The organism is Kitasatospora sp. NPDC001175 (assembly GCF_053598215.1).
The window spans coordinates 65,102-89,085 of the sequence record NZ_JBSFJU010000005.1 but is presented as its reverse complement, the minus strand read 5'-3'; the positions used below and the strand labels follow the sequence as shown (position 1 = coordinate 89,085).

21 protein-coding genes and 3 tRNA genes are annotated in these 23,984 nt (G+C 72.1%); 2 read left to right on the top strand and 22 right to left on the bottom strand.

Features of this window, described 5'->3' with window-relative positions; translation table 11 throughout:
• Positions 1 to 28: 28 nt before the first annotated feature.
• The 10 genes from ACWDAK_RS05760 to ACWDAK_RS05715 form a co-directional block, all read right to left on the bottom strand.
• Positions 29 to 1,324, bottom strand: coding sequence for a hypothetical protein (locus tag ACWDAK_RS05760; protein ID WP_344638470.1), 1,296 nt, complete (start codon positions 1,322 to 1,324; stop codon positions 29 to 31).
• 133 nt (positions 1,325 to 1,457) lie between these two features.
• Positions 1,458 to 1,530, bottom strand: a tRNA-Ala gene (locus tag ACWDAK_RS05755).
• A 498-nt stretch (positions 1,531 to 2,028) separates the two neighbouring features.
• A tRNA-Ala gene (locus tag ACWDAK_RS05750) sits at positions 2,029 to 2,101 on the bottom strand.
• Between the two features lie 37 nt (positions 2,102 to 2,138).
• Positions 2,139 to 2,211: transfer RNA gene (locus ACWDAK_RS05745), tRNA-Ala, on the bottom strand.
• 103 nt (positions 2,212 to 2,314) lie between these two features.
• Positions 2,315 to 2,962: a histidine phosphatase family protein gene (locus tag ACWDAK_RS05740; protein ID WP_344638519.1), complete on the bottom strand. Its 648-nt coding sequence runs from the start codon at positions 2,960 to 2,962 to the stop codon at positions 2,315 to 2,317.
• The gene (gene rsfS, locus ACWDAK_RS05735; protein WP_344638469.1) at positions 2,959 to 3,396 is read right to left on the bottom strand and encodes a ribosome silencing factor; all 438 of its coding nucleotides are present in this window, start codon (positions 3,394 to 3,396) and stop codon (positions 2,959 to 2,961) included. The genes ACWDAK_RS05740 and rsfS overlap by 4 nt, the downstream gene beginning before the upstream one ends.
• Positions 3,397 to 3,495: 99 nt before the next feature.
• Positions 3,496 to 5,202, bottom strand: a complete 1,707-nt coding sequence (locus ACWDAK_RS05730; protein ID WP_427392888.1) for an LCP family protein — start codon at positions 5,200 to 5,202, stop codon at positions 3,496 to 3,498.
• Between the two features lie 16 nt (positions 5,203 to 5,218).
• The gene (gene nadD, locus ACWDAK_RS05725; RefSeq protein WP_344638467.1) at positions 5,219 to 5,848 is read right to left on the bottom strand and encodes a nicotinate-nucleotide adenylyltransferase; all 630 of its coding nucleotides are present in this window, start codon (positions 5,846 to 5,848) and stop codon (positions 5,219 to 5,221) included.
• Between the two features lie 120 nt (positions 5,849 to 5,968).
• Positions 5,969 to 6,115, bottom strand: a complete 147-nt coding sequence (locus tag ACWDAK_RS05720; protein WP_344638466.1) for a hypothetical protein — start codon at positions 6,113 to 6,115, stop codon at positions 5,969 to 5,971.
• A 135-nt stretch (positions 6,116 to 6,250) separates the two neighbouring features.
• A complete protein-coding gene (locus ACWDAK_RS05715; protein ID WP_344638465.1) occupies positions 6,251 to 6,412 on the bottom strand; it encodes a hypothetical protein in 162 nt (53 codons plus the stop codon).
• Between the two features lie 196 nt (positions 6,413 to 6,608).
• Here ACWDAK_RS05715 and ACWDAK_RS05710 point away from each other — a divergent pair, with 196 nt between their 5' ends.
• Positions 6,609 to 7,649, top strand: a complete 1,041-nt coding sequence (locus ACWDAK_RS05710; protein ID WP_344638464.1) for a M48 family metallopeptidase — start codon at positions 6,609 to 6,611, stop codon at positions 7,647 to 7,649.
• Positions 7,650 to 7,733: 84 nt separating this feature from the next.
• Here ACWDAK_RS05710 and ACWDAK_RS05705 read toward each other — a convergent pair whose 3' ends face one another.
• The 5 genes from ACWDAK_RS05705 to proB all read right to left on the bottom strand — a co-directional run bounded on the left by ACWDAK_RS05705 (position 7,734) and on the right by proB (position 12,894).
• Positions 7,734 to 8,795: an SCO2583 family membrane protein gene (locus ACWDAK_RS05705; RefSeq protein ID WP_344638463.1), complete on the bottom strand. Its 1,062-nt coding sequence runs from the start codon at positions 8,793 to 8,795 to the stop codon at positions 7,734 to 7,736.
• A 90-nt stretch (positions 8,796 to 8,885) separates the two neighbouring features.
• Positions 8,886 to 9,512, bottom strand: a complete 627-nt coding sequence (locus ACWDAK_RS05700) for an SCO2584 family spore wall biosynthesis protein (protein ID WP_427392887.1) — start codon at positions 9,510 to 9,512, stop codon at positions 8,886 to 8,888.
• Between the two features lie 72 nt (positions 9,513 to 9,584).
• Positions 9,585 to 10,901: a glutamate-5-semialdehyde dehydrogenase gene (locus ACWDAK_RS05695; RefSeq protein WP_344638461.1), complete on the bottom strand. Its 1,317-nt coding sequence runs from the start codon at positions 10,899 to 10,901 to the stop codon at positions 9,585 to 9,587.
• A 255-nt stretch (positions 10,902 to 11,156) separates the two neighbouring features.
• Positions 11,157 to 11,678 carry a hypothetical protein gene (locus ACWDAK_RS05690; protein WP_425557741.1) on the bottom strand — a complete coding sequence of 174 codons (522 nt, stop codon included), beginning with the start codon at positions 11,676 to 11,678 and terminating at the stop codon, positions 11,157 to 11,159.
• A gap of 79 nt (positions 11,679 to 11,757) precedes the next feature.
• Entirely contained in the window at positions 11,758 to 12,894 is a 1,137-nt protein-coding gene (gene proB / locus ACWDAK_RS05685; RefSeq protein WP_427392886.1) for a glutamate 5-kinase, read from the bottom strand.
• Between the two features lie 310 nt (positions 12,895 to 13,204).
• On the opposite strand from proB, the gene ACWDAK_RS05680 reads away from it, so the two are divergent.
• Positions 13,205 to 13,942, top strand: a complete 738-nt coding sequence (locus tag ACWDAK_RS05680; protein ID WP_344638458.1) for a hypothetical protein — start codon at positions 13,205 to 13,207, stop codon at positions 13,940 to 13,942.
• A 74-nt stretch (positions 13,943 to 14,016) separates the two neighbouring features.
• Here the strand turns inward: ACWDAK_RS05680 and obgE are convergent, their stop codons facing one another.
• The 7 genes from obgE to ACWDAK_RS05645 all read right to left on the bottom strand — a co-directional run bounded on the left by obgE (position 14,017) and on the right by ACWDAK_RS05645 (position 23,948).
• The gene (gene obgE / locus ACWDAK_RS05675; protein WP_344638457.1) at positions 14,017 to 15,492 is read right to left on the bottom strand and encodes a GTPase ObgE; all 1,476 of its coding nucleotides are present in this window, start codon (positions 15,490 to 15,492) and stop codon (positions 14,017 to 14,019) included.
• A gap of 112 nt (positions 15,493 to 15,604) precedes the next feature.
• Complete coding sequence (gene rpmA, locus ACWDAK_RS05670; protein WP_280697157.1) at positions 15,605 to 15,862, bottom strand: 50S ribosomal protein L27; 258 nt, start codon at positions 15,860 to 15,862, stop codon at positions 15,605 to 15,607.
• A 12-nt stretch (positions 15,863 to 15,874) separates the two neighbouring features.
• On the bottom strand, positions 15,875 to 16,192 hold the full coding sequence (rplU, locus tag ACWDAK_RS05665) for a 50S ribosomal protein L21 (protein WP_344638456.1): 318 nt from the start codon (positions 16,190 to 16,192) through the stop codon (positions 15,875 to 15,877).
• Positions 16,193 to 16,416: 224 nt separating this feature from the next.
• Positions 16,417 to 19,890: an Rne/Rng family ribonuclease gene (locus ACWDAK_RS05660; protein ID WP_427392885.1), complete on the bottom strand. Its 3,474-nt coding sequence runs from the start codon at positions 19,888 to 19,890 to the stop codon at positions 16,417 to 16,419.
• A 480-nt stretch (positions 19,891 to 20,370) separates the two neighbouring features.
• Positions 20,371 to 21,135 (bottom strand): TIGR03936 family radical SAM-associated protein, encoded by a 765-nt coding sequence (locus ACWDAK_RS05655; RefSeq protein WP_427392884.1) that lies wholly within the window; start codon positions 21,133 to 21,135, stop codon positions 20,371 to 20,373.
• Positions 21,136 to 21,284: 149 nt separating this feature from the next.
• On the bottom strand, positions 21,285 to 21,929 hold the full coding sequence (locus ACWDAK_RS05650) for a hypothetical protein (RefSeq protein ID WP_427392883.1): 645 nt from the start codon (positions 21,927 to 21,929) through the stop codon (positions 21,285 to 21,287).
• Between the two features lie 90 nt (positions 21,930 to 22,019).
• Complete coding sequence (locus ACWDAK_RS05645; protein ID WP_344638452.1) at positions 22,020 to 23,948, bottom strand: TIGR03960 family B12-binding radical SAM protein; 1,929 nt, start codon at positions 23,946 to 23,948, stop codon at positions 22,020 to 22,022.
• Positions 23,949 to 23,984 lie beyond the last annotated feature (36 nt).

Here is a 23,984-nt window from a genome sequence, read left to right as displayed (position 1 = left end):
ACCGCACGGTCAAGCGGCGGCCACCTGACTATCCGGCCTTGACCGCCGCGTCGAACTCCCGGAGGGCGGCGGCCACCCGGCCGGACTGCATGCCGGCCGCGAGCATCCTCGCCTGGTCCGCGGTCTCGGCGGCGCCTTCGTGCTCGCCGGTCCGCCGGTAGGAGTCGGCCAGCCGGACCAGCAGCAGCGCCTTGGTTCTGGCTCGTTCGGGCGCGAGGGCGGCGGTGGCGGAGGAGAGCAGGCGGCGGGCCCGCTCGTGGTCACCGAGGAAGAGGTAGCCCTCCCCCACCATGCCCTGCAGATCGGCGCGCTCCTGGCCGCGATCCTCCCCCGCGGCCTCCTCCAGCGCGTTGAAGGCGAGTTCGGCGACCGCCTCGGCGCTGATCTGCTCGCCCTTGCGGCCGTGTGCCCGGGCGATCCGGCCGAGTTGCAGCGCCCGTTCGGCCGGCGCCAGCACCTCGTCGGCGGCGCGCAGCGCGGTGGAGAGCATCGCGACCGGGTCGAGGCCGCGCCCGGCCGAGTTGTAGGTGGCCTGCACGGCCAGGCAGCCGACCACGCTCACGCCGAGCCGGGGGTCGCCGCAGACGTGGGCGGCCCGCAGCGCGGCGACGAAGGCGCGCTGCGCGGCGGCGTCATGGCCCATGTCGTAGCTGGCCCAGCCGACCAGCCGGGCCAGCCGGCCCGCCACCCCGTACAGCTGCCGGCCGAGTTGCTCGCCGTACGAGCCGAGTTCCAGCAGCTTGCCCGCCAGCGCCAGTTCGGCCTTGGCGGGGCTGAGGATCAGCCCGCCACCGTAGGCGCGCTCCAGGCGCTGCTTGCTGTCGTGGGAGGTCCGCAGGTCGGCGAGGTGCGCGGCGGCGATCCGCAGCGCACCCTCGCCGCCGGTGACCTCGGGCGGCGGGGAGGCCCAGTGGCGGGCGGCCTGTTCGAGTTCGGCACCGCGGAACAGGTCGGTGAGGCGGACCGGCGTGCTGTCGGCACCGGCCTCGCGCAGGGCGGTCTGCGCGGTGTCGGCGGTCCACGGATCGGTGAGCAGCCGGGGCGAGAGCATCTTGGCACCGCGTCCGCTGCCCATCCGTCCCCAGAGCTGCTCGTACGTCACTGCGATGCCGACGGCTCGGCCGAGCACCTCGCAGACCGTCTGGTCGTGCGGTGACCTGGGCACCATGCCGCGGTCGCGCCACTTGTAGGGGGCGGTGGAGCTGATGGCGAGCTGGGCGGGGAGGCCGGAGTTGACCTCGCGGGCGAGGCGCTCGGGGCTCCAGCCGAGCTGGTGGAGTATCCGGGCCAGTTCTTCGTTCCGCTTGCGCGCCAGATCCGCCATGGCACGACCGTAACCGCCGGGCCGGGCAACGGGGTAGAGCACCCGCCGGGCCGAACACCGGCGCGCGGCGCAGGACTTCGGGGTGAACAGCACGAAAGGCCGCCTCCCGACCCGGGAGACGGCCTTCTTCCTGTGGAGCTACGGGGAATTGAACCCCGGACCTCTTGCATGCCATGCAAGCGCTCTACCAACTGAGCTACAGCCCCTTGTCCTGCTTGTCATCCGAGGTCTTCCTGCGGTCCCCCTCGGCGACGTGCACAACTGTACACGGTCCGGCGACCAGTCCCCTAATCCGTTCTTCAGCCCACTCGCGAACGCGCACGGTAGTCGGAGCCTCACGCCGCGGATCACCATCAAAGCTTCACGGAGGACCGTCTTCCGCTTCCCCGGTCATCCCTCGTACGCTTCCCGGACCCGGAAGCGGCCGGCCGTCGCTGCTCGCCCCCATGGAGCAGCGCCAGCCGGCGCGGGACGAACCCGTTGGCGTCAGGCGACGCCCCCCGATGCGCAGCACGCGGGCGGCGGCCAGCAGCCGCGACCACCTGCAGCGCGCGCCCCGAAGTAGCGGCCGGGCCGGAGCAGTTGAGCCCCCGGGGAGGACGGCGCCGAGCGGTCGCCCCCATCCACCACGTGCACACCGGCCGCACCGCCGCGAACGCCGAAGGGCACCTACCGGATCGGTAGGTGCCCTTCGGCTTCTGTTGTGGAGCTACGGGGAATTGAACCCCGGACCTCTTGCATGCCATGCAAGCGCTCTACCAACTGAGCTACAGCCCCGCGAGCCGTGCGGCCCTTTCGGACCGCCGACGCGGAGTGGAGCTACGGGGAATTGAACCCCGGACCTCTTGCATGCCATGCAAGCGCTCTACCAACTGAGCTACAGCCCCTCGGAGGATTCCCGCCTCCCTGCCGGTCGGCGTTCTTTCCTGCGAACGAGGAAGACTCTAGCTGGTCAGGCCCGGAACTGCGAAATCCGTCGTTCGGACGGCCTCAGGTCTCGTCTCCGATGACCGGCTGCGGCAGCGTGCCGGCGTTGTGCTCCAGCAGCCGCCAGCCCCGCGTGCCCTGGCCGAGCACCGACCAGCAGCAGTTGGAGAGACCGCCGAAGCGCTCCCACAGGTCCGCCTCCATGCCGAGCAGCCGGCCGATCATGGTGCGGATGGTCCCGCCGTGGCTGACCACGACCAGCGTGCCGTCCACGGGCAGCTTCTCGACCGCCGCCAGCACCACCGGGACGGACCGGTCCGCCACCTCAGTGGCCAGCTCGCCGCCGCCGCGCCGGACGGGCTCGCCCTTGGCCCACGCCTCGTACTGCTCCGGGTACCGCGCCCTGATCTCGGCATTGGTCAGCCCCTGCCACTCGCCCGCGTAGGTCTCCCGCAGGCCCTCGTGGTGGTCCACCTCGAGGCCGCTGACCTTGGCGAGCTCGGCGGCGGTGCGCCGGGCCCGGGTGAGGTCCGAGGAGATCAGCAGGTCGGGACGCAGGCCCGCGAGCAGCTTGGCCGCCCGCTTGGCCTGGAAGACCCCCTGGTCGGTCAGGTCGATGTCGGTCGTGCCCTGGAAACGGGACTCCAGGTTCCAGGAGGTCTGGCCGTGCCGCCAGAAGACGACGCGCGGGCCCCCTGCGGCGCGGCTCAGCGCTCGTCCTCGGCGATGGCGTTGCCCTTGGCGTCGGTGACCACGTCCTGGGGACGGTTGCGGGTCGCCAGCGCGTCGGCGGGCAGCGGCAGCTCCGGGCAGTCCTTCCAGAGGCGGTCCAGCGAGTAGAAGGAACGCTCCTCGGAGTGCTGGACGTGCACCACGATGTCCAGGTAGTCCAGCAGGATCCAGCGGCCCTCGCGCTCGCCCTCGCGGCGCACCGGCTTGACGTCCAGTTGCTCGCGCAGTTGGTCCTCGATCTCCTCGGCGATCGACCTGACCTGGCGGTCGTTGTTTGCCGAGGCGATCAGGAAGGCGTCGGTGATCGACAGCACCTCGCTGACGTCGAAGGCGATGATGTCGTGGGCCAGCTTGTCGGCCGCCGCCTGGGCGGCGACGGTGATCAGTTCCTGGCTCCGGTCAGTGGCAGTCACGGTGTTCTTCCCGCTCGTTGTACACAGATACGGTTTCCAGGATCTCATGAACGCGTGAAGGCCCCGGAGAATTCTCCGGGGCCTTCGATCCGCAGGCGGCTACGGGTTCTTGCCTGGCTGGTAGTCCTTGCCCAGCACCACCACCAGGTCGGCGTTCTGCGCGTCGGTGGTCTTCTTCACCGCCGACTCGTTCAGACCGAGCGTGGTCGCCAGCGACTTCGCCGCCGCCGCCCTGGCGTCGTCGGTGTAGCGGATCTCGCTGGTCGCCTGGGTGCTGCCCGACTTGCCGTTGCTCGGGACCACGTTCAGACCGGCGTTGGAGACCTGCACCAGCGCCGAGGTCGCCGCCTGGTCGTTGCCCGAGGCGTTGACGATGCTGACCCGGGGCGTCCCGGTGCCGCTCTGGGCCTTGTGCACCGTGCCACCGAGCACCTGCTTGACCTGCGCGCCCGCCGTCGCCTCGTCCAGCGTGCCGTCCGGCTGCACCTTGAGCGTGCTGGTGCTGAAGGCGCCGTCCTTCGCGAGCTGGGCCAGCTGGGCCAGCACCCCGGCCAGCGCCTGCTCGGGCAGCGACGGGTCGAGCACCGCGTTCATCCGGTGCACGTCGTCCTGTGCCTCGGGCAGGTCGGTCGGCATGGCCCGCACCACCGCGTCCAGCACCTGCCCGAACCGGGCCAGCTGGGCGTCCCGGCCCTCGCCGGGTGCCTGGTAGGTGGCGTACGCGACGGCCGCGTCACCCGACAGCGTGGTGCCCTTGCCGGCCGGGGTGACCTTGCCGTCCGCCCCCTTCACGTCCGCGTTGGTGTCCACCCTCACGCCGCCGAGCTGGGAGACCAGCAGCTGCAGGTACGGGGTGTCCAGCCGCCAGGTACCGGCGACCGGGGCGCCCAGCACGGTCTTCAGGCCCTCCCTGGTGGCGGAGGCGCCGACGGTGTCCATCGCCTGCCCGATCGGGACCGTCGGGGAGTCACCGGCACTGGGCAGCTTGAGGATGTCCGGCAGCAGCAGGATCGAGCCCTTGTGCGCGCCCGCGTCGTTGACCAGCAGCACACTGGTCACCTTGCCGTTGAGATCGCGCAGTTGGACCACGTTCACCTGCCGCCCCCCGGCCGCCGCCGCGACGGTCTTGGTGCCGCCCAGTTTCCCGCTCCACCACAGGTAGCCCACCCCGCCACCGGCGAGCACGACCAGCGCCACCACGGCCGCGATCAGCCGGTTGCGCAGCCTGCGCTTGCGCTCGGCCCTGACCTCGGTCCGCGACTCGGCGAACTTCAGCCAGTCGATGACGTCCTCGGTCTCCTCCGCCTCCTCGTCGAGGAAGGTGAACTCGCCCGTCACGTAGGGGTCGTCCGGCTCGGTCCGCTCGGGTCTCGGCCTCGCCGCCGGCTGGGCCGGAGCCGACCGCCGCACCTGCGGCGGCACCGGCGCCGCGGCGGCCGGCGCCGGCTCCGCGGGCGTCTGCGCGGGGACGACCGGCTGCACCACCGGCTGGGCCGCCGGCTGCTGCTGGTAGTAGTACTCCTGCTGCTGCGGCTGGTACGGGTGCTGGGGCTGCCCGTACGGATCGTGCACCGGTTCCTGCAGCGGCTGCTGGTAGTAGCCCTGCTGCTGGTACTGCTGCGGCTCGTACGGCTGCTGCTGATAACCCTGGTACTGCTCCTGCGGGTACCCCTGTTGCTGCCCGTACTGGTACTGGCCCTGCGAGTACTGCGGGTCCTGGCCGTGCTCAGGCCGTCCGTACCCGTCGTAGCCAGGCTGCGGGTACCAGCCGTCCTCCGGTCCCCTGCGGTCTGCCGTTCCGGTCACGCGGCGCCTCCCGGGATCAAGGCTGCTGGGCCGGCGCGTACAGCGCCCGCTTGTGGATGTAACGGACCACGCCGTCCGGGACGAGGTACCAGACCGGCTCGCCCTTGGCGACCCGCATCCGGCAGTCCGTGGAGGAGATGGCCAGCGCGGGCACCTCCACCAGGGAGACCCCGCCCACCGGAAGCCCGGCGTCCGACAGGGTGTGCCCCGGGCGGGTGCAACCGATGAAGTGGGCGAGCTCGAAGAGCTCCTCCGAGTCGCGCCAGGACAGGATCTGGGCCAACGCGTCGGCGCCGGTGATGAAGAACAGCTCGGCGTCCGGGTGCAGGGCGTGCAGGTCGCGCAGGGTGTCCACGGTGTAGGTGGGGCCCTCGCGGTCGATGTCGATCCGGCTGACCGAGAACTGCGGGTTCTCCGCGGTGGCGATGACCGTCATCAGGTAGCGGTCCTCGGCGGGGGTCACCTCACGGTGGCTCTTCTGCCACGGCTGCCCGGTCGGCACGAAGATCACCTCATCGAGGTGGAATGCGCTCGCCACCTCGCTGGCGGCGACCAGGTGCCCGTGGTGGATCGGATCGAAGGTGCCGCCCATCACGCCTAGGCGCCGCTTCGCCGCTCCGCCGGGGGTCTTGGCCTGCTGTCCCATGCCGCCACACCTTACGCGACCCGCGTTACCCCCGGACAAGCCCGGACGCCGGGACAACGACGAGGAGCGTCCGGCGGACCGCCGGACGCTCCTCGTCACCGATCAGTAGGAGCGCGCTGCTCAGCGGTCGCGGTTGAAACGCGTGGTCACGAAGAGCAGCAGCAGCAGGATCACGAAGGCGGAGCCGCCGGTCACCAGCGGGTTGAGGCTCTCGTGGTTGCCACCCTCGGCGATCCGGGAAACGGCGGGCAGAACGTTATTGCTCATGGTCGGCAGACCTTCTCGGCTCGGGTGAGGGACCAGGACGCGGGCCGGTGGCCAGCGTCCCTATCGTACGGGTGGTCCTTCGGCAACCGCGCGGCGGCCCACCGCGTCTGACCCCCCGTAGGCGTCCGCACGGGATCAGTTGCCGCCGTTGCCGCTGCGGAAGGCCCGCGCCATGATCCAGACCAGCAGGCCGACACCGACGAAGGACGCCACCAGGATGATCCGCAGGAACAGCCCGGGGCCCGACTCCGTGGAGATCGGCCCGGCCAGCTGCGTGAGGCTCTCGACAGTGGACATGGTGGGCTCCTCAGGACGGGTGACGGTCCCGCGGGACCTCCGGTAGGCCCAGGGTAGCCCCGGGCACTCCGGACGGCGGACGGCACCCCCGGCGTACCGTGGGCGGCGGGGACGAGTACGGACGAACAAGCGTTGTAGCCAACAGCAGCGGGGGCCGGACGTGAGCCGGTGCCGGCATCGACCAGGAGGTACTCACATGACCGACATGACCAAGCCGAGCACGCCGAGCCGCCGCCGCGAACGCTTCCCCGGGATCTCCACCCGGGCCTGGGAGCACCCGGCGGACCGTTCCGCCCTGGTCTCGTTGCGCAAGCTCTCCGGTTTCGACGAGGTCCTCAAGAAGCTGGCCGGCCTGGTCTCCGAGCGCAGCGTCCGCCTGATGTTCCTGGCCACCGCCGTCCGCGCCAGCGAGCGGCAGTTCCCCGAGCTGTACGACATGGTCCGCGACGCCGCCTACGTGCTCGACCTGGAGCGGGTACCGGACCTGTACGTGACCCAGGACCCGGCGGTCAACGCCATGTGCATCGGCATGGAAACCCCGATCATCGTGGTCACCACCGGCCTGGTCGAGCTGCTCGACGAGGAGGAGCTGCGGGCCGTGATCGGCCACGAGGTCGGCCACGCGATGTCCGGCCACGCGGTCTACCGGACGATGCTGCTGATCCTCACCAACATCGCCGCCCGGATCGCCTGGCTCCCGCTCGGCAACCTCGCCATCACCGCCGTGATCACCGCGCTCAAGGAGTGGTTCCGCAAGGCCGAGCTCTCCTGCGACCGGGCCGGGCTGCTGGCCGGCCAGGACCTCCAGGCGTCCATGCGCGGCCTGATGAAGCTGGCCGGCGGGCACAATCTGGCAGAGATGAACGTGGACGCCTTCCTGGAGCAGGCCGAGGAGTACGAGAAGGCCGGCGACCTGCGCGACGGAGTGCTCAAGCTGCTCCAGGTGCTGCCGCAGACCCACCCCTTCGCGGTGGTCCGGGTGGCCAAGCTGAAGAAGTGGGCGGAGAGCGAGGAGTACCGCTCGATCCTGGCCGGCGCCTACCCGCGCCGCGAGGACGACCCGGACACCTCGGTCGGCGAGCAGTGGAAGGCCGCCGCCGACTCGTACTCCAGGAGCGTCAAGGAGAGCAAGGACCCGCTGATGGGCCTGCTGCGCGATGTGGCGGGCGGTGTCGGCACCGTCGGCGGCAAGCTCCGCGACACCTTCACCGGCACCCGCCACTCCGACGAGGACTAGCGCCACCTCGCGGGCGCGCGGAACCACAGTCGCGCCGTTCCTCGCGCCCGCGCGCCGGGTACGGTCCTCGGTCCGCCGTGGAGCTCAGTGCCCGGCGCCCAGCGGACCGAGCACCCCGCACACCTGCCAGGCCGGCACCGTGTGATCGGCCGGATCCACTGCCGGCGGCGTGCCGGCCGACTGCCCGGCCAGCAGCGGCTGCAGGTGGTCGGCCAGCGGTGCCCCGCACGCCATGGGCCCGGCCTGCAGCACCGCGTCCACCAGCCGCGCCCGGCCCGCCCCGATGTCCGTGTGGTCGAACTCGAACCGCAGCTCGCGCCGGACACTGAACAGGCTGACCGGCGCGGAGGTGTCCGTCCCGGCCGGCCGCAGCGCGTAGACCAAGGTGTGGTCGGTGTCGATCTCCAGCGTCGCACTGTCCGCCTCGGTGACCTTCATACCGCCGGCCACCTTGACCGAGTCGACGGCCAACGCCACCTTGCCCGGGTCGAACCGGACCAGCCAGCCCGTGGCGGCGTGGTGCTGGTCGTCGCCCGGCGAGTTCAGACTCTGGTCGTACTGCGCCTGCTCGCCGGGCGTCACCAGGGCGCGGACCGCCCCCGTCTCCCCCTGCACGAGGGTGGCGGGGTTGAGCGCGGAGGCGACCAGGAAGTGCTGGACGGTGTCCAGGGCCCGGGTGACCTCGATCCTGGTGAAGTGCGCCGTGGCCGAACCAGCGGGGATGCCGAGCCCCGCGGCGCCGTCGGCGTAGCCGGGGGGCAGCGCGGCGAACGGGCTCTTCGGATCCGCCACCGCCGGGACCGCCGAACTCGGGCTGAGCGCCGCCATGCTGACGGTCAATTGGTTGCCGGTCGGCTGGACGCCCATCCGGCGCGGTGAGCTCACCCCGAAGTAGACCGCCGCCGCGAACGCCATCACGACGAGCAGCAGCAGCGCCACCGCCTGCCGGGGCAGCGAACCGATGTGGCCGAAACCCAGTCTCGGCCGCACCCCCCGCGAGTAGCCGCCGAGCCGCTCGCTGGCCGACAACTCCTGGATCCGGGCAGCCCGGACGAACGACTCGTCGAACACGACGGACCGGTACTCGTCCTCGTTTCCGGAACCACCGTCGGGCACACCCTCCGGAGGTTCGCGCGGGTCACCCATAACACCAGGGTAAGACCGGGGTACGGCCCGTCTCGAGGCCTGCGACGCAACTTCTGAGCGGCAGCCGGCGACCGCTGCGAGCGGCGCCCGTCACCCGGTCTGCAGCGCCATCGGGGCGGTACCCACCGGGGCGCTCGGTGTCGCGCCCGCGCCGGTCGCACCGGCACCGGCCGTACCGCTCTCCGGACGGCTGGTACCCGTCTCCGGACGGCGCGGGGAGTCGGCGGCCCCGCCGGCCCCCCGGTAGATCGCGGCGACCGCCACCGCGGCCACCCCGACCACCATCACCACCGCCAGCACCCAGGCCACCGGGCGGTGCCAGCGCTGCTGCGCCACGTACCGGCCGCCGCCGGCCCGCCTCGGGTCGTACCCGCCGCAGGACCTGGTCCTGCGGCGCCACCGGGCGGCCCGTCCGGCCCGGCCCGGGGCTGACCACGGGTCAGGGTATTGGCGGTCGTCGTCCAGGCTCGGGTGCGGGCGCAGCTCCAACGGGAGCCCCTCCCCGCTGACGGTCATCTCGTAGCCACGGCCGAGCAGTCCGGTGTCCGGCTCGAACCTCGCCTCGGCGGCGGCCAGCTGGCGTTCCCTGGCGCTCGGCTCGTGCACGGCGGCGGACCGGACGAATGCCTCGTCGAGCACCACGGTGGCGAACTCGTCGTCCGCACCACCGTGGTCGGCGCCGTCGGGGTTCGGCGAGCCCCCCACATCCTCAGCCACGGACTCAGGGTATTACCGGGCGCGCCGTTTGTCTGTGGCTCCCGCCAGTTGGCCTTGGACGAACCGTCCCGCTCAGGACTCGGCCGAGCCCACGGTCTGCGCCGCCTCGCCGCGCACATGCCCGTCACCAGTGACGATGTACTTGGTGGAGGTCAGCTCCGGCAGGCCCATCGGGCCCCGGGCGTGCAGCTTCTGGGTGGAGATGCCGATCTCCGCGCCGAAGCCGAACTCACCCCCGTCGGTGAACCGGGTGGAGGCGTTGACGGCCACCGTGGTCGAGTCGACCAGCTGGGTGAAGCGCCGGGCGGCCGCCTGCGAGGTGGTCACGATCGCCTCGGTGTGGCCGGAGGACCAGCGACGGATGTGCTCCACCGCGGCGTCCAGCGAGGGCACCACGGCGGCGGCCAGGTCCAGGGACAGGTACTCCGCCTCCCAGTCCTCCTCGGTCGCCGGGACGACGGTGGCCCGGCCGCCCTCGGCCGCCTTCAGCACCGCCTCGTCTCCGTGCACGGTGACTCCCGCCTCGGCCAGCGCGTCGAGGGCGAGCGGCAGGAAGGCGTCCGCGATGTCCTGGTGCACCAGCAGCGTCTCGGCGGAGTTGCACACACTGACCCGCTGGGCCTTGGAGTTGAGCAGGATGCCGACGGCCATCGCGAGGTCGGCCCTGGCGTCCACGTAGACGTGGCAGTTGCCGGTACCGGTCTCGATCACCGGCACGGTGGAGCCCTCGACGACCGTACGGATCAGCGAGGCGCCGCCGCGCGGGATCAGCACGTCCACCAGGCCCCGGGCGCGCATCAGCTCCTGCACCGAGTCCCGACTCTCGCCCGGGACCAGCTGGATCACGTCCGCGGGCAGCCCGGCCGCGGCCACCGCGTCCCGCAGCACCGCGACCAGCGCGGTGTTCGAGCGGTAGGCGGAGGCCGAGCCGCGCAGCAGTACCGCGTTGCCGGACTTCAGGCAGAGCGCGGCGGCGTCCACGGTGACGTTCGGCCGGGCCTCGTAGATGATGCCGACCACACCGAGCGGGACCCGGACCTGCCGGACGTCCAGGCCGTTGGGCAGGGTGTAGCCGCGCACCACCTCGCCCACCGGGTCGGGCAGCCCGACCACGTTGCGGACATCGGCGGCGATCGCGGCGACCCGCTCCTCGGTCAGCGTGAGCCGGTCGATCACCGACTCGGCGGTACCGGCTTCCCGGGCACGGGCCACGTCCTCGGCGTTGGCCGCGGTGATCTCACCGCTCCGGGCCAGCAGCGCGTCGGCGATCGCGAGCAGCGCGTCGTCCTTAGCCCTGCGCGGCAGCGGAGCGAGCGCGGCGGCCGCCGCACGGGCTCGGCGGGCGACGGCGAGGACGGGACTGTCGGCGGTGGCGTGATCGCTGCTCATGCTTGAAAGGGTAGCGACTGCTGCAGCGCCGACCGGCCGCATTTCAACGGCCGAGACGGCCCCCGGACGCATGGGCGGCCGCTCGGGGCGCGAGGAGAGGTGCGGGGGCGGGAGACGCTCTCCGTGCGCCGGCCCAACAGAGCGGTCGCGCCGTCTCCGCGGAGCGACCGCTCGTCCCGGCGCAGCGGTCGCCCCCGCCGCCGAATACCCGGCCGGCCGCCTCGCGCTTTCAGGGGCCCCCGGAAGGCGCCCGCGTCAGTACGGATGCACCCCGCCCAGCTGCGGTGGCGGATCCCCGAAGCCCTCCGCCACCCGTTTGTGGTACGTCGGCCGGTCCACCACCTCTAGGCCCACGATCTCCCACGGCGGTAAGTTCGCCGACGCCTTGTGCTCGCCCCACAGCCGCAGCGCGATCGCCGCGGCGTCGTGCAGGTCGCGCGCCTGCTCCCAGTAGCGGATCTCGGCGTGGTCCGCGGCATAGCGCGCCGTCAGGAAGAAGGAGTGGTCGTGCGCCAGCCGTTCCAGCGCCGCGCGCAGCTCGGCGAGCGGCGTGACCTGCCCGGCCACGCTGAGCACCACGTGCCAGAGCCGGGCCTGGTCCACCTCGGGGCCCTCGGCGCCATTCGGTCTGCAACCCAAGTTCCTTGCGCTGTCGGACCGTTCGTCGACCGAGCCGCCTTCGACCCGCCCGCCCGCGATGCTGGTCAGCCTGCGCTGGGGCGACTCCTCGGGCAGCGCTCCGCGCCTGCGTGCCACCGGCGGCCTCCTGTTCGGCATCGTGTCCGGCCCGGCCGCGCCGACCGCGCCCGGCCCTCCCCCCTGGCGGGAGCGGCCGCCGGCAGGTCCCCGCAGGCGGTCAGCCGCGCAGGATGACCAGGTCGTCGCGGTGGATGACCTCGCGCTCGTAGGCGGCGCCGAGCTCCTGGGCCAGCTCTCGGGTGGACCGGCCGAGCAGTCGGGGCAACTCCCTCGCATCAAAGTTGACCAGCCCTCGGGCGACGATGTGGCCGTTTTCGCCAAGAAGGTCCACCGGATCACCGGCGGTGAAGTCCCCGTCCACCCGGGTGACCCCGGCGGGCAGCAGCGATTTGCCGCCCGAGACCACGGCCTCGACCGCCCCCGCGTCCAGGTGCAGGGTGCCCCGCGGGGTGCTGGCGTGCTCCAGCCAGAGCAGCCGGTCGGCGGAGCGGCTCCCGGTGCGCAGGAAGAGGGTGCCGGTGGGCCGCCCGGCCAGCGCGTCGGCGGCCTGGCTGGCGGCGGTGAGCACCACCGGGATGCCCGCGCCGGTGGCGATCCGGGCGGCCTCCACCTTGGTGACCATGCCGCCGGTGCCCACTCCGGCCTTGCCCGCGCTGCCGATCTCGACCCCGTCCAGGTCGTGCGGGCCGCGCACCTCGGCGATCCGGCTGCTGCCGGGCTTGCTGGGGTCGCCGTCGTAGAGACCGTCCACGTCGGAGAGCAGGATCAGCAGGTCGGCCCGGACCAGGTGGGCCACCAGCGCGGCCAGCCGGTCGTTGTCACCGAACTTGATCTCGGCGGTGGCCACGGTGTCGTTCTCGTTGACGATCGGCATCGCGCCCATCGCCAGCAGCTGGTCCAGGGTCCGGTACGCGTTGCGGTAGTGGGCGCGCCGGCTGGCGTCCTCGGCGGTCAGCAGCACCTGGCCGACGCGCACGCCGTACCGGGCGAAGGAGGCGGTGTAGCGGGCCACCAGCAGGCCCTGGCCGACGCTGGCGGCGGCCTGCTGGCGGGCCAGGTCCTTGGGCCGCTTCTCCAGACCGAGCGGGGCGAGGCCGGCCGCGATGGCACCGGAGGAGACCAGGACCACCTCGGGGGCGCCCGGGCGGCTGCGCACCTTGGCGAGCGCGTCCACGAGGGCGTCGACCCGGTCGGCGTCCAGACCGCCGGCGGCGGTGGTGAGTGAGGAGGAGCCGACCTTGACCACGATCCGCCGTGCGGTCAGCACCTCCTCCCGAAGCGTCTGCTCACTCATTCGAGCTGGTGCCCTTCGCTGGTGTGGTGCGGATACGACGGGCCCGGGCCCGGCGGTTCCTCGCAATCTACGCGATTCGCGCCCCGCCCCCGCACGGCATTTCACCCGGTGGACGGCTGCCGCCCCGGCGCCTGCGCATTCGCTCGGGGTCCAACCCGACCGACTGATATGGTCCCTGACCGAAAGCCAGATCGGGGGACGGCTTCTTGCCCGCTGTACCCGCATGTCTCAAGACCGTTTCGTCTCGGGCGGTCCCGCACGGGCAGGCCGGCAACGGTAAGCGGGCGCACGCCCAGGAGTAAGCGCACCAATGCGTTCGCACACCATGAAGCTCGCCGTAGCCGGCCTGGCCGCGGCAACCGCACTCTCGCTGTCGGCCTGCGATCCGAACGACCCGAACGGGACCGGGGGCGCGAGCGCCGGCTCGACGGGCGGGGCCGCCGGCGGTAGGGGGGCACCCTCCACCTCCGGCGGAGCGACCGGCGGAGCAGCCGGAGGCGCCGCCGGCAGCGCGGCCGGAACCGCGTCGGGTGGGGCCGCATCAGGCGGGGCCTCCGGCGGTGCGGCGAACGGTGGTCCCGGCGGCCTTCCGCATGCCGCCACCACGGTGAAGTACGGCCAGCCGGTCACCGTCGACTTCGCCGACAAGTTCGCGAAGGTCTCCACCAAGCTCCAGATCACCGTCACCGGGGTGGAGGTCGGTTCGATCCAGGACCTGACCTCCGCCGGGCTCAACACCGCCGGCCTGACAGGCCGCACCCCGATGTACGTCAGCTACACCATGAAGAACGTCGGGGACGCCAGCCTCTCCTTCACCGCCCCGGACTCGGAGTTCGTCGTCTTCGACAGCACGGGCCACAGCAGCGAACCGGTGCTGAGCGCCGACAAGCCGCTGCCGAAGTGCACCGGCGCCAGCTTCCACGGCTTCTCGAAGGGCACCGAGGTCAAGGGCTGCACGATCATCTCCACCACCGGCAAGACGCCCGCCATGGTCGGCTACACCGAGATGGTCGACCTGCTCAAGCTCCAGGCCGCCTGGACGAAGTGACGTCCGCTCGGCAACGACACCGCGGCCCCTGCCTCCCGGACGGGAAGCAGGGGCCGCAGTGGTCTGCGCAGGACTCAGTGGTCCTCGTCGTCGCCCTCGATGGCCTGGCGGCCGCTGGAGAGCGCCTCGAAGGCCAGGTACTCCTCCTCGGCCGCGTCGCGGCCCTTCTGCCGCTCCCGGCGGCGCTCGACGGCCGGGCGCTGGCTCTCGAGGCGGTGGTCCTCGCCGCGGCGGCCGAGCATCTCGGCGCCGGCAGCCATGGTCGGCTCCCAGTCGAACACCACGGCGTTCTCCTCGGGGCCGATGATGACGGTGTCACCCTCGTGGGCGCCGATCTTCCACAGCTCCTCCTCGACACCGAGGCGGGCGAGCCGGTCGGCGAGGTAGCCGACGGCCTCGTCGTTGTTGAAGTCGGTCTGGCGGACCCAGCGCTCGGGCTTGACGCCGCGGATGCGGTAGGCGCCGTCCTCCTCGGTGATGGTGAAGCCGGCGTCGTCCACGGCCTTGGGCCGCAGCACGATCCGGGTGGCCTCCTGGACCGGCTTGGCGGCCCGGGCCTCGGCGACGATCTGCGCCATGGCGAAGCTCAGCTCGCGCAGGCCCTTGCGGGAGGCGGCGGAGACCTCGAAGACGCGGTAGCCGCGCTCCTCCAGCGAAGCCCGGGTGAGGTCGGCGATGTCCTGGCCGTCCGGGACGTCCACCTTGTTGAGCGCGACCAGGCGCGGACGGTCGTCCAGACCGCCGTACTCGGCCAGCTCGGCCTCGATGGTCTCCAGGTCGGAGAGCGGGTCGCGGCCCGGCTCCAGCGTGGCGCAGTCCAGCACGTGCACCAGCACCGAGCAGCGCTCGACGTGGCGCAGGAACTCCAGGCCCAGGCCCCGGCCCTGGCTGGCCCCCGGGATCAGCCCGGGGACGTCGGCGACGGTGTAGACAACGTCGCCGGCGGTGACCACGCCGAGGTTGGGGATCAGGGTGGTGAAGGGGTAGTCCGCGATCTTCGGCTTGGCGGCGGAGAGCACCGAGATCAGCGAGGACTTGCCGGCGCTCGGGTAGCCGACCAGTGCGACGTCGGCGACGGACTTGAGCTCCATCACGATGTCGCGGGCCTCACCGGGCTCGCCGAGCAGCGCGAAGCCCGGGGCCTTGCGGCGGGCGGAGGCCAGCGCCGCGTTGCCCAGGCCGCCGCGGCCGCCGGCCGCGGCGACGAAGCTGGTGCCGTGGCCGACCAGGTCGGCGAGCACGTTGCCCTGCTTGTCGAGCACCACGGTGCCGTCCGGAACCGGCAGGATCAGGTCCTCGCCGTTGGCACCGGTGCGGTGGCCGCCCGCACCCGGCTTGCCGTTGGTGGCCTTGCGCTTGGGCGAGTGGTGGTACTCGAGCAGCGTGGTGATGTTGGCGTCGACGGTGAGGATGACGCTGCCGCCCTCGCCGCCGTTGCCGCCGTCGGGTCCACCGAGCGGCTTGAACTTCTCCCGGTGCACGGAGGCACAGCCATGGCCCCCGTTACCCGCGGCGACGTACAGCTCGACGCGGTCCACGAAGGTGGTCATCGGTATGCCTCCAGAGCGAAGAAAAGAAATGTGGAACTGCGGTAAAGCATGAGGGGTGGACCGGGTCACCCGGTCCACCCCTCACGGAGATCCTGACGCTACGTCAGCGAACTCAGGCCTCGACGGCCACGATGTTCACGACGCGGCGGCCACGACGGTTGCCGAACTGAACGGCGCCGTCGGTCAGCGCGAACAGGGTGTCGTCGCCACCACGGCCGACGCCCGCACCCGGGTGGAAGTGGGTGCCACGCTGGCGGACGATGATCTCGCCGGCGCTGACGACCTGGCCGCCGAAGCGCTTCACGCCGAGGCGCTGGGCGTTCGAGTCACGGCCGTTACGGGTAGAGCTTGCGCCCTTCTTGTGTGCCATCTAGCTGTCCCCTTACTTGCTGACGGAGTCGATGCTCGTGATGCGCACCGCGGTGAACTTCTGGCGGTGACCCTGACGACGGCGGTAGCCGGTCTTGTTCTTGTAGCGCAGGATGACGAGCTTCTCACCCTTGGTCTGGTCGACGACCTCGGCGTGAGCCTTGACACCGGCCAGCACCCACGGGTCGGAGGTGACGGCCTCGCCGTCGACGACCAGGATGGTCGAGAGCTCCACCGAGTCACCCGGCTTGGCGTCAACACGGTCAATTTCCAGCACGTCGCCGACGGCGACCTTGTGCTGGCGGCCGCCGGCGCGAACGATCGCGTACATGCGGTACCTGCTTTCCTTACTCGGTGCGGAACTCTCGATGCCAGCCGCCTGGGTACGGACACAGGGGCCTCCCCCGGCCTCTCGCGAGGAACCGGGAGGTGATGTGCTCGGGAGCATGGCGTAGACACGCCGATGGTCAAGAATACGGAACGGCAGCCACAGGGGCAAACCGGACCCCGTACGGTGCCCGAGGGTGAGCCTGGGCTCACCCTCGGGCGGTGGGCTCACTCAGCCGCGCCATCACTCTCAGCGGCTGCCGCCTTCTTGGCCGCCGCGCTAGTCCGCTTGGTCGCGGTCTTGCGGGCGGTGGTCTTCTTGGCCGCTGCCGTGCTCTTGGCGGCGGTCTTCTTCGCCACGGCCTTCTTGGCCGTGGTCTTCTTCGCAGCCGTCTTGCGGACGGTCCGCTTCTTGGGCGCAGGTGCCTCGGCCTCGGCCTCTGCCGGGGCTGCCTCGGCCGCGGGAGCGGCCTCAACCACGGCCTCGACGACGGCCGGGGCCCCGACGGCCTCGGTGACGGCCTCAGCGGCCTCCGCGACCTCAGGAGCCGGAGCGGCCTCTACCGCGGTCACCGCCTCCGCTGCGGCCAGGGCGGCCTCGACCGCGGCCTCGGCACGAGCCTGCAGCACCACGATCTCCGCCTCGCCCGGGGCGCCGGCCGGCGCCGTGGCCTTGCGCACCGCACGGCGGCGCGGACGGGCGGCAGGAACGACGGCCGCGGCAGCAGGAGCCTCGACCGGGGCCGGCTGCTCGGCCGGCGCCTCGGCGACCTCGGCCGGCGCCGGAGCGGCGATCTCCGGCTGCTCGGCGGCCTCCACCGCGACCGGCTGCTCGACCGCCTCGACGGCCGGGGCGGCCTCGGCCACCTGGACCTCGGCCTGCAGCTCCTCCAGCCCGGCGCCGCCCTTGCCCCGGCGACGGCGCTTGCCGCCACCCGGGGCGGCCTCGCCGGCCACCACGGTCGGACCACCGCCGGCGTGGACGTGCGGCTGGTCCATGTGGACGATCACGCCACGGCCGTTGCAGTGCACGCACGGCTCGGAGAAGGACTCCAGCAGGCCCTGGCCGACCCGCTTGCGGGTCATCTGCACCAGGCCCAGCGAGGTGACCTCGGCCACCTGGTGCTTGGTCCGGTCCCGTCCCAGGCACTCCAGCAGACGGCGCAGCACCAGGTCCCGGTTGGACTCCAGCACCATGTCGATGAAGTCGATCACGATGATGCCGCCGAGGTCGCGCAGCCGCAGCTGGCGGACGATCTCCTCGGCCGCCTCGATGTTGTTGCGGGTGACGGTCTCCTCGAGGTTGCCGCCCTGGCCGACGAACTTGCCGGTGTTGACGTCGATGACGACCATCGCCTCGGTCCGGTCGATCACCAGCGAACCGCCGCTCGGCAGCCAGACCTTCCGGTCCAGCGCCTTCATCAGCTGCTCGTCGATCCGGTACGTGGCGAAGACGTCCACGTCCGAGGTCCACCGCTGCAGCCGCTCGGTGAGGTCCGGGGCCACGTGGGAGACGTACTCGTGGATGGTGTTCCAGGCGTCGTTGCCGCTGACGATGACCTTGGTGAAGTCCTCGTTGAAGATGTCGCGGACGACCCGGACGGTCATGTCCGGCTCACCGTAGAGCAGCGCCGGGGCATTGCCGGAGGCTGCCTTCTTCTGGATCTCCTCCCACTGCGCCTGCAGCCGCTGCACGTCGCGGGTCAGCTCGTCCTCGCTGGCGCCCTCGGCGGCAGTGCGCACGATGACGCCGGCGTCGTCCGGGACGATCTTCTTGAGGATCTGCTTCAGACGGGCGCGCTCGTTCTCCGGCAGCTTGCGGCTGATACCGGTCATCGAGCCCTCGGGCACGTAGACGAGGTAGCGGCCGGGCAGCGAGATCTGGCTGGTCAGCCGGGCGCCCTTGTGGCCGATCGGGTCCTTGGAGACCTGCACCAGCACGGACTGTCCGGACTTCAGCACCGACTCGATCCGGCGCGGGCCGCCGTGGCCGCCCAGCGAACCGAAGTTGACCTCACCGGCGTAGAGCACCGCGTTGCGGCCCTTGCCGATGTCGACGAAGGCGGCCTCCATCGACGGCAGCACGTTCTGGACCTTGCCCAGGTACACGTTGCCGACGTAGGAGGTGGCCTGCTCCTTGTTGACGTAGTGCTCGACCAGCACACCGTCCTCGAGGACGCCGATCTGGGTCCGCTGGCCGTTCTGGCGCACCACCATGACGCGCTCGACCGACTCGCGGCGGGCCAGGAACTCGGCCTCGGTGATGATCGGCACCCGGCGGCGGCCCAGCTCGCGGCCCTCGCGGCGGCGCTGCTTCTTGGCCTCCAGGCGGGTGGAGCCCTTGATGGACTGCACCTCGTCCGGGTCGAAGGACGGCTCGGTGGAACGGCGGCGCGGCTCGCGCACCTTGACCACGGTACGGACGCCGTCCTCGGTGGTCTCGGCACCGGCCTCGACACCCGCCTCACCGGTGCGGCGGCGACGACGGCGGCGACGGCGGGAGGAGCTCAGGCCGGCGGCCAGCTCGTCCTCTTCTTCCTCCTCGGCCTCGGCGCCCGGCTCCTCCTCGGCTGCCTGCTCGGCCTCGGCCGGCGTCTGCTCGGCCTCGAACTCCTCGGCCTCGCCACGGCGGCGGCGACGGCCACCCCGGCGACGGCGACGGGACGGACGGTCCTCCTCCCACTCACCCTCGGCCTCGGCCTCGGGAGCGACAGCGGCGGCAGCAGTGGGCGCCTCCTCGGCCGGCTCCTCGACGGCGGCCGGCTTGGGCCTGACCGGAGTGCTCACCCGGACGGCCGTACGCACCCGGCGGCGGCGGCCGACACCGCTGTACTCGTACTCGTCCTCCTCCTCGGCCGCCGGAGCGACCGGAGCCGCCGGCTGCACCGGGGCCGGTGCCTTGGCGGGGGCCGCGGCGACGTACGGGGCCGGCTCCTGGAAGACCGGAGCCTGGAAGATCGCGGTGGACGGGCGCACGGCACGGCGGCGAACCCGGGGCGCGGGCGGCTCCTCCACCACCGGCGCGGGCTGCACGGCCTCGGCGGCAAGGGCCTCCTCGGCCTCCTCCTCGGGCTGCTCCTCGGTCTCGGCCGCCTCCGGTGCCTCCTCGGCGACCGGCTCGACGGTGGCCGGTGCGGGCTCGACGACCCGGCGGCGACGACGGCGGGCGGGCGCGGCGGCGGGGGCCTCCTCGGCGGCGGGCGCGGCCGGCTCGGCCACCGGCTCGGCGGCCGGGGCCTCGACGGGCAGCACGGTCTCCGCGGCAACCGGCCCGGCGGCAACCGGCGCACCGGCCGGCGACTCGACACGCTTGCGGGTACGGCGGGCGCGCACCGGCTTCTCCGCCACCGGCTCGGCGGCCGGACCCTCAACGGGCGCCGGCGCCTCGGCGGCCTCGGGCGCGGTCACGATGACCTCGGCGGCCTCGGGCGCACCGGCCGGCGCCTCGACGCGCTTACGGGTACGGCGGGCCCGTACCGGCTTCTCCGCCACCGGCTCGGCTGCCGGACCCTCAACGGGCGCGGGGGCCTCGGTGTGGCTCTCGGCTGGCAGCACGGTCTCGGCGGAATCGGCGGCCGCTCCGGCCGGCGCACCGGCCGGGCGGGACACCGCCCGGCGACGGCGGCGCACGGGCGCGGCGGAGCCGTCTGCCTCGGAACTGCCCGATGCGGCAGGCTGCTGCGGTTCGGTGTTATCGAGCATGCGGGTGGATCTCCCGTCAGGCCCCCGGGCTCCGCATCCGGGCACGGCGCGGCACCGCTCTTCCGGTCGGCCGCGGCAATGGCGGGCCGACTCCCACGGTGTCGCCGTGCGGACACGGAGCCGCACAGGGGCTCGTAGTCTCGCTCGGCGCCCCGCATGGTGCGGGGTGTCGAAAGTCTTCTGGTCTGACCAGTCTTCTCAGGTTGTCCCTAGCCCAGCCGGATCCCCGCTCCCCCAGCCTGGCGGGCTGGGTGGGGTCCCCCGGGCCGGAGGCTGGGGGCGTGCCCCCAGCCCGATGGCGTGCAAGGAGGGCGGACCCTCGGGCCCGCCGACATCGGAGTCGGCAGGCCGCAAGGAGCTGGCCTGCGTGCGACGGCGCTCGCTCCCCTGGGGAGCCGCGGGGGCCAGGGGAGACACGGCCCTTTCGAGCCCGTTCCCCTCCCGCTCGGCGGTCGGCAAGTGTGCGCGGCCCGGCAGCCGCTACAGGCCGGCCGGGGCCGCCGCGCGGTCGAGCGCCAGCGGGTCGGTCACCGTGCCGGTCTCCTCGTCGAGCGGCCCCTGCGCCAGCCTGGTCACCTCAGCGGGGACCGGCGGCGCCAGGTCGGCCGTCGCACGGAGACCGGACAAAACGTCGTCGGGTCGTACGGCGGGTGTGGCGTGTCGTACTACCAGCCGCAGTATCGCACAGGGACCGCCCGTACGAACATCGCCGGTGCGTTCCGTGGCGGTGTCGTTACCGTCGTCGACCTGCGACGGGAGGACCTCCATCCCGGCGACCGCACTGCGCGCGTCGAAGATCCGGACTCCGTTCTTGGTGAGCCGCTGCACCTCGACCCGCTCCGCGGCCAGGAAGACCTCGACCGCACCGGCCGCCTGCTCCTCGCTGACGCCAGCGAGTCTGATCTGCCACTCGGAGGCTTCCAGCCGTTCGACGAAGTTCGGCGTACGGACCTCGACGGCGTCGACGATGTCCAGACCGGTCGGCAGCGACTCGTCCAGCTGCGCGCGCAGCGCCTCCGGGTCGCGCGCCGCGGCCAGGCCGATCTCCAGGTACTCGGCCTCACTGGCCACCCCGGTCGGAGCGGCGTTCGCGTAGGAGACCTTCGGGTGCGGCGTGAAGCCCGCCGAGTACGCCATCGGAACCGTCGAGCGGCGCAGTGCCCGCTCGAAAGCGCGCTGGAAGTCGCGGTGGCTGGTGAAGCGCAGACGGCCGCGCTTGGTGTAGCGGAGACGGATGCGCTGCACCGTCGGCGCGGGCGGCGGACCGTCGGGCGTGCGGCGTGCCAGGGTCGCTCAGTCCTTAGTCAGTTTCCCGATCCGGCAACAACTGGCCGGACTCTGTCAGGACAAGGGTACGCGCCCGCGACACGCCCACTCTCCTCCGCACGGAGCAATCACCCCAGCAGGGCCCGCCGGATCTCCCGCAGCACCCGCCGCACCTCCGCCTTCACCGGCCACCACACCTCGCGCCGCACCCAGCGGCACGGCCGCACCACCAGGAACCGCCAGAACCGCGCGACCACGCGCCAGGCCCAGACCACCGCCCGGCCCAACTCCCGCAGCACCGGGAACAGCAGTACCCGCCACACCCAGGTCACCGGGATCGCCACCAGGCACCGCAGCAGCCACGCCACCGCCTGCCCGACGTACCCCAGCAGCAGTACCACCGCCCGGCCGACCGGCGCCAGCACATACCGCCACAGCGCCTTCAGCGGCACCACGACGAGGTGCTCGACCAGCCAGGCGAACCCCCGCAGCAACGGGACCAGGACCCACTCCCCCAGCCACCGCCCGACGGGCGCGAGGACGCACCGCCACAGCCACCTCGCGGGCAGGACGAGCAGCCAACGCACGAGCGGTGCGAGTACGTACCGGCCCAGCATCAGAGGCGGCCAGACGAACACCGCGTACAGCACGGCCTTGAGGAACCGCCCCACCGCGCAGAGGACTTCCCAGACGAGCCGCAGTGGCACCACGACCACCAGCGCGACCGCCCGCGCGATCCCGGTCAGACACCCCGCAGGCTGCTGCTCGGTCATCTCTCCCCCCGGTATCTCATCGGCCAGTCGATGCTGACCACGACGGATCCCCGACCGGAGGCGTCCGGTCGGGGATCCGAGAAAGTCGGGCTACTTGTTGACCACGGTCAGCGGCAGCAGCTTCTTGCCCGTCGGGCCGATCTGGATGTGGGTGTCCATCTGCGGGCAGACACCGCAGTCGAAGCACGGCGTCCAGCGGCAGTCCTCGACCTCGACCTCCTCGAGGGCGTCCTGCCAGTCCTCCCACAGCCAGTCCTTGTCGAGGCCGCTGTCGAGGTGGTCCCAGGGCAGCACCTCCTCGTAGGTGCGCTCGCGGGTGGTGTACCAGTCGACGTCGACACCGGTGTCGGCGAGGGCCTTCTCCGCGCAGGTCATCCAGCGGTCGTAGGAGAAGTGCTCGCGCCAGCCGTCGAAGCGGCCGCCGTCGTCGTACACCGCGCGGATCACCGCGCCGACCCGGCGGTCACCGCGGGAGAGCAGGCCCTCGATGATGCCGGGCTTGCCGTCGTGGTAGCGGAAGCCGATGTTCTTGCCGTACTTGCGGTCGCCGCGGATGGAGTCGCGCAGCTTGGCCAGGCGGGCGTCGGTGGCCTCGGCGCTCAGCTGCGGGGCCCACTGGAACGGGGTGTGCGGCTTGGGTACGAAACCGCCGATCGACACCGTGCAGCGGATGTCGTTCTGCCCGGTGACCTCGCGGCCCTTGGCGATGACGTTCTTCGCCATGGTGCCGATCTGGAGCACGTCCTCGTCGGTCTCGGTGGGCAGGCCGCACATGAAGTACAGCTTCACCTGGCGCCAGCCGTTGCCGTAAGCGGTGGCGACGGTGCGGATCAGGTCCTCCTCCGACACCATCTTGTTGATCACCTTGCGGATGCGCTCGGAACCACCCTCGGGGGCGAAGGTGAGGCCGGAGCGGCGGCCGTTGCGGGTCAGCTCGTTGGCGAGGTCGATGTTGAAGGCGTCGACTCGGGTGGAGGGGAGGGAGAGGCCGACCTTGTCCTCGGTGTAGCGGTCGGCCAGGCCCTTGGCGATGTCGCCGATCTCGGTGTGGTCGGCGGAGGAGAGCGACAGCAGGCCGACCTCCTCGAAGCCGGTGGCCTTCAGTCCGCGCTCGACCATCTCGCCGATGCCGGTGATGCTTCGCTCCCGCACGGGGCGCGTGATCATGCCGGCCTGGCAGAAGCGGCACCCGCGGGTGCAGCCCCGGAAGATCTCGACGGACATCCGCTCGTGCACCGTCTCGGCGAGCGGGACCAGCGGCTGCTTGGGGTAGGGCCACTCGTCCAGGTCCATGACGGTGTGCTTGGAGACCCGCCATGGGACACCCGGGGCGTTCGGCACCACGCGGCCGATCCGGCCGTCGGCCAGGTACTCCACGTCGTAGAAGCGCGGGACGTAGACGCCACCGGTCCTGGCCAGGCGAAGCAGCAGCTCGTCCCGGCCGCCCGGCCGACCCTCGGCCTTCCAGGCCCGGATGATCTCGGTGATGTCGAGCACGGCCTGCTCGCCGTCACCGATCACCGCGCAGTCGATGAAGTCCGCGATCGGCTCGGGGTTGAAGGCCGCGTGGCCACCCGCGAGGACGATCGGGTCGTCCATCGTCCGGTCCTTGGACTCCAGCGGGATGCCCGCGAGGTCGAGCGCGGTCAGCATGTTGGTGTAGCCGAGCTCGGTGGAGAAGGACAGGCCCAGGACGTCGAAGGCGCGCACCGGGCGGTGGGCGTCCACGGTGAACTGCGGGACACCGTGCTCGCGCATCAGCGCTTCGAGGTCGGGCCAGACGCTGTAGGTGCGCTCGGCCAGCACGCCCTCGCGCTCGTTGAGCACCTCGTAAAGGATCATGACGCCCTGGTTGGGCAGCCCGACCTCGTAGGCGTCGGGGTACATCAGCGCCCAGCGGACGTCACAGGCGTCCCAGTCCTTGACGGTCGAGTTGAGCTCGCCACCGACGTACTGGATCGGCTTCTGGACGTGCGGGAGGAGGGCCTCCAACTGGGGGAAGACCGACTCGACAGTCATGCACAGGACCTTTACCGAGAAAACAAGCTGACCATC

Coding starts and splice junctions, on each gene's coding strand:
- ACWDAK_RS05760 (WP_344638470.1), bottom strand. CDS start 1,324: ATGGCGGATCTGGCGCGCAAGCGGAACGAAGAACTGGCCCGGATACTC.
- nadD (WP_344638467.1), bottom strand. CDS start 5,848: ATGGGACAGCAGGCCAAGACCCCCGGCGGAGCGGCGAAGCGGCGCCTA.
- ACWDAK_RS05720 (WP_344638466.1), bottom strand. CDS start 6,115: ATGAGCAATAACGTTCTGCCCGCCGTTTCCCGGATCGCCGAGGGTGGC.
- ACWDAK_RS05715 (WP_344638465.1), bottom strand. CDS start 6,412: ATGTCCACTGTCGAGAGCCTCACGCAGCTGGCCGGGCCGATCTCCACG.
- ACWDAK_RS05710 (WP_344638464.1), top strand. CDS start 6,609: ATGACCGACATGACCAAGCCGAGCACGCCGAGCCGCCGCCGCGAACGC.
- ACWDAK_RS05705 (WP_344638463.1), bottom strand. CDS start 8,795: ATGGGTGACCCGCGCGAACCTCCGGAGGGTGTGCCCGACGGTGGTTCC.
- ACWDAK_RS05695 (WP_344638461.1), bottom strand. CDS start 10,901: ATGAGCAGCGATCACGCCACCGCCGACAGTCCCGTCCTCGCCGTCGCC.
- ACWDAK_RS05690 (WP_425557741.1), bottom strand. CDS start 11,678: ATGCCGAACAGGAGGCCGCCGGTGGCACGCAGGCGCGGAGCGCTGCCC.
- proB (WP_427392886.1), bottom strand. CDS start 12,894: ATGAGTGAGCAGACGCTTCGGGAGGAGGTGCTGACCGCACGGCGGATC.
- ACWDAK_RS05680 (WP_344638458.1), top strand. CDS start 13,205: ATGCGTTCGCACACCATGAAGCTCGCCGTAGCCGGCCTGGCCGCGGCA.
- obgE (WP_344638457.1), bottom strand. CDS start 15,492: ATGACCACCTTCGTGGACCGCGTCGAGCTGTACGTCGCCGCGGGTAAC.
- rpmA (WP_280697157.1), bottom strand. CDS start 15,862: ATGGCACACAAGAAGGGCGCAAGCTCTACCCGTAACGGCCGTGACTCG.
- rplU (WP_344638456.1), bottom strand. CDS start 16,192: ATGTACGCGATCGTTCGCGCCGGCGGCCGCCAGCACAAGGTCGCCGTC.
- ACWDAK_RS05660 (WP_427392885.1), bottom strand. CDS start 19,890: ATGCTCGATAACACCGAACCGCAGCAGCCTGCCGCATCGGGCAGTTCC.
- ACWDAK_RS05650 (WP_427392883.1), bottom strand. CDS start 21,929: ATGACCGAGCAGCAGCCTGCGGGGTGTCTGACCGGGATCGCGCGGGCG.
- ACWDAK_RS05645 (WP_344638452.1), bottom strand. CDS start 23,948: ATGACTGTCGAGTCGGTCTTCCCCCAGTTGGAGGCCCTCCTCCCGCAC.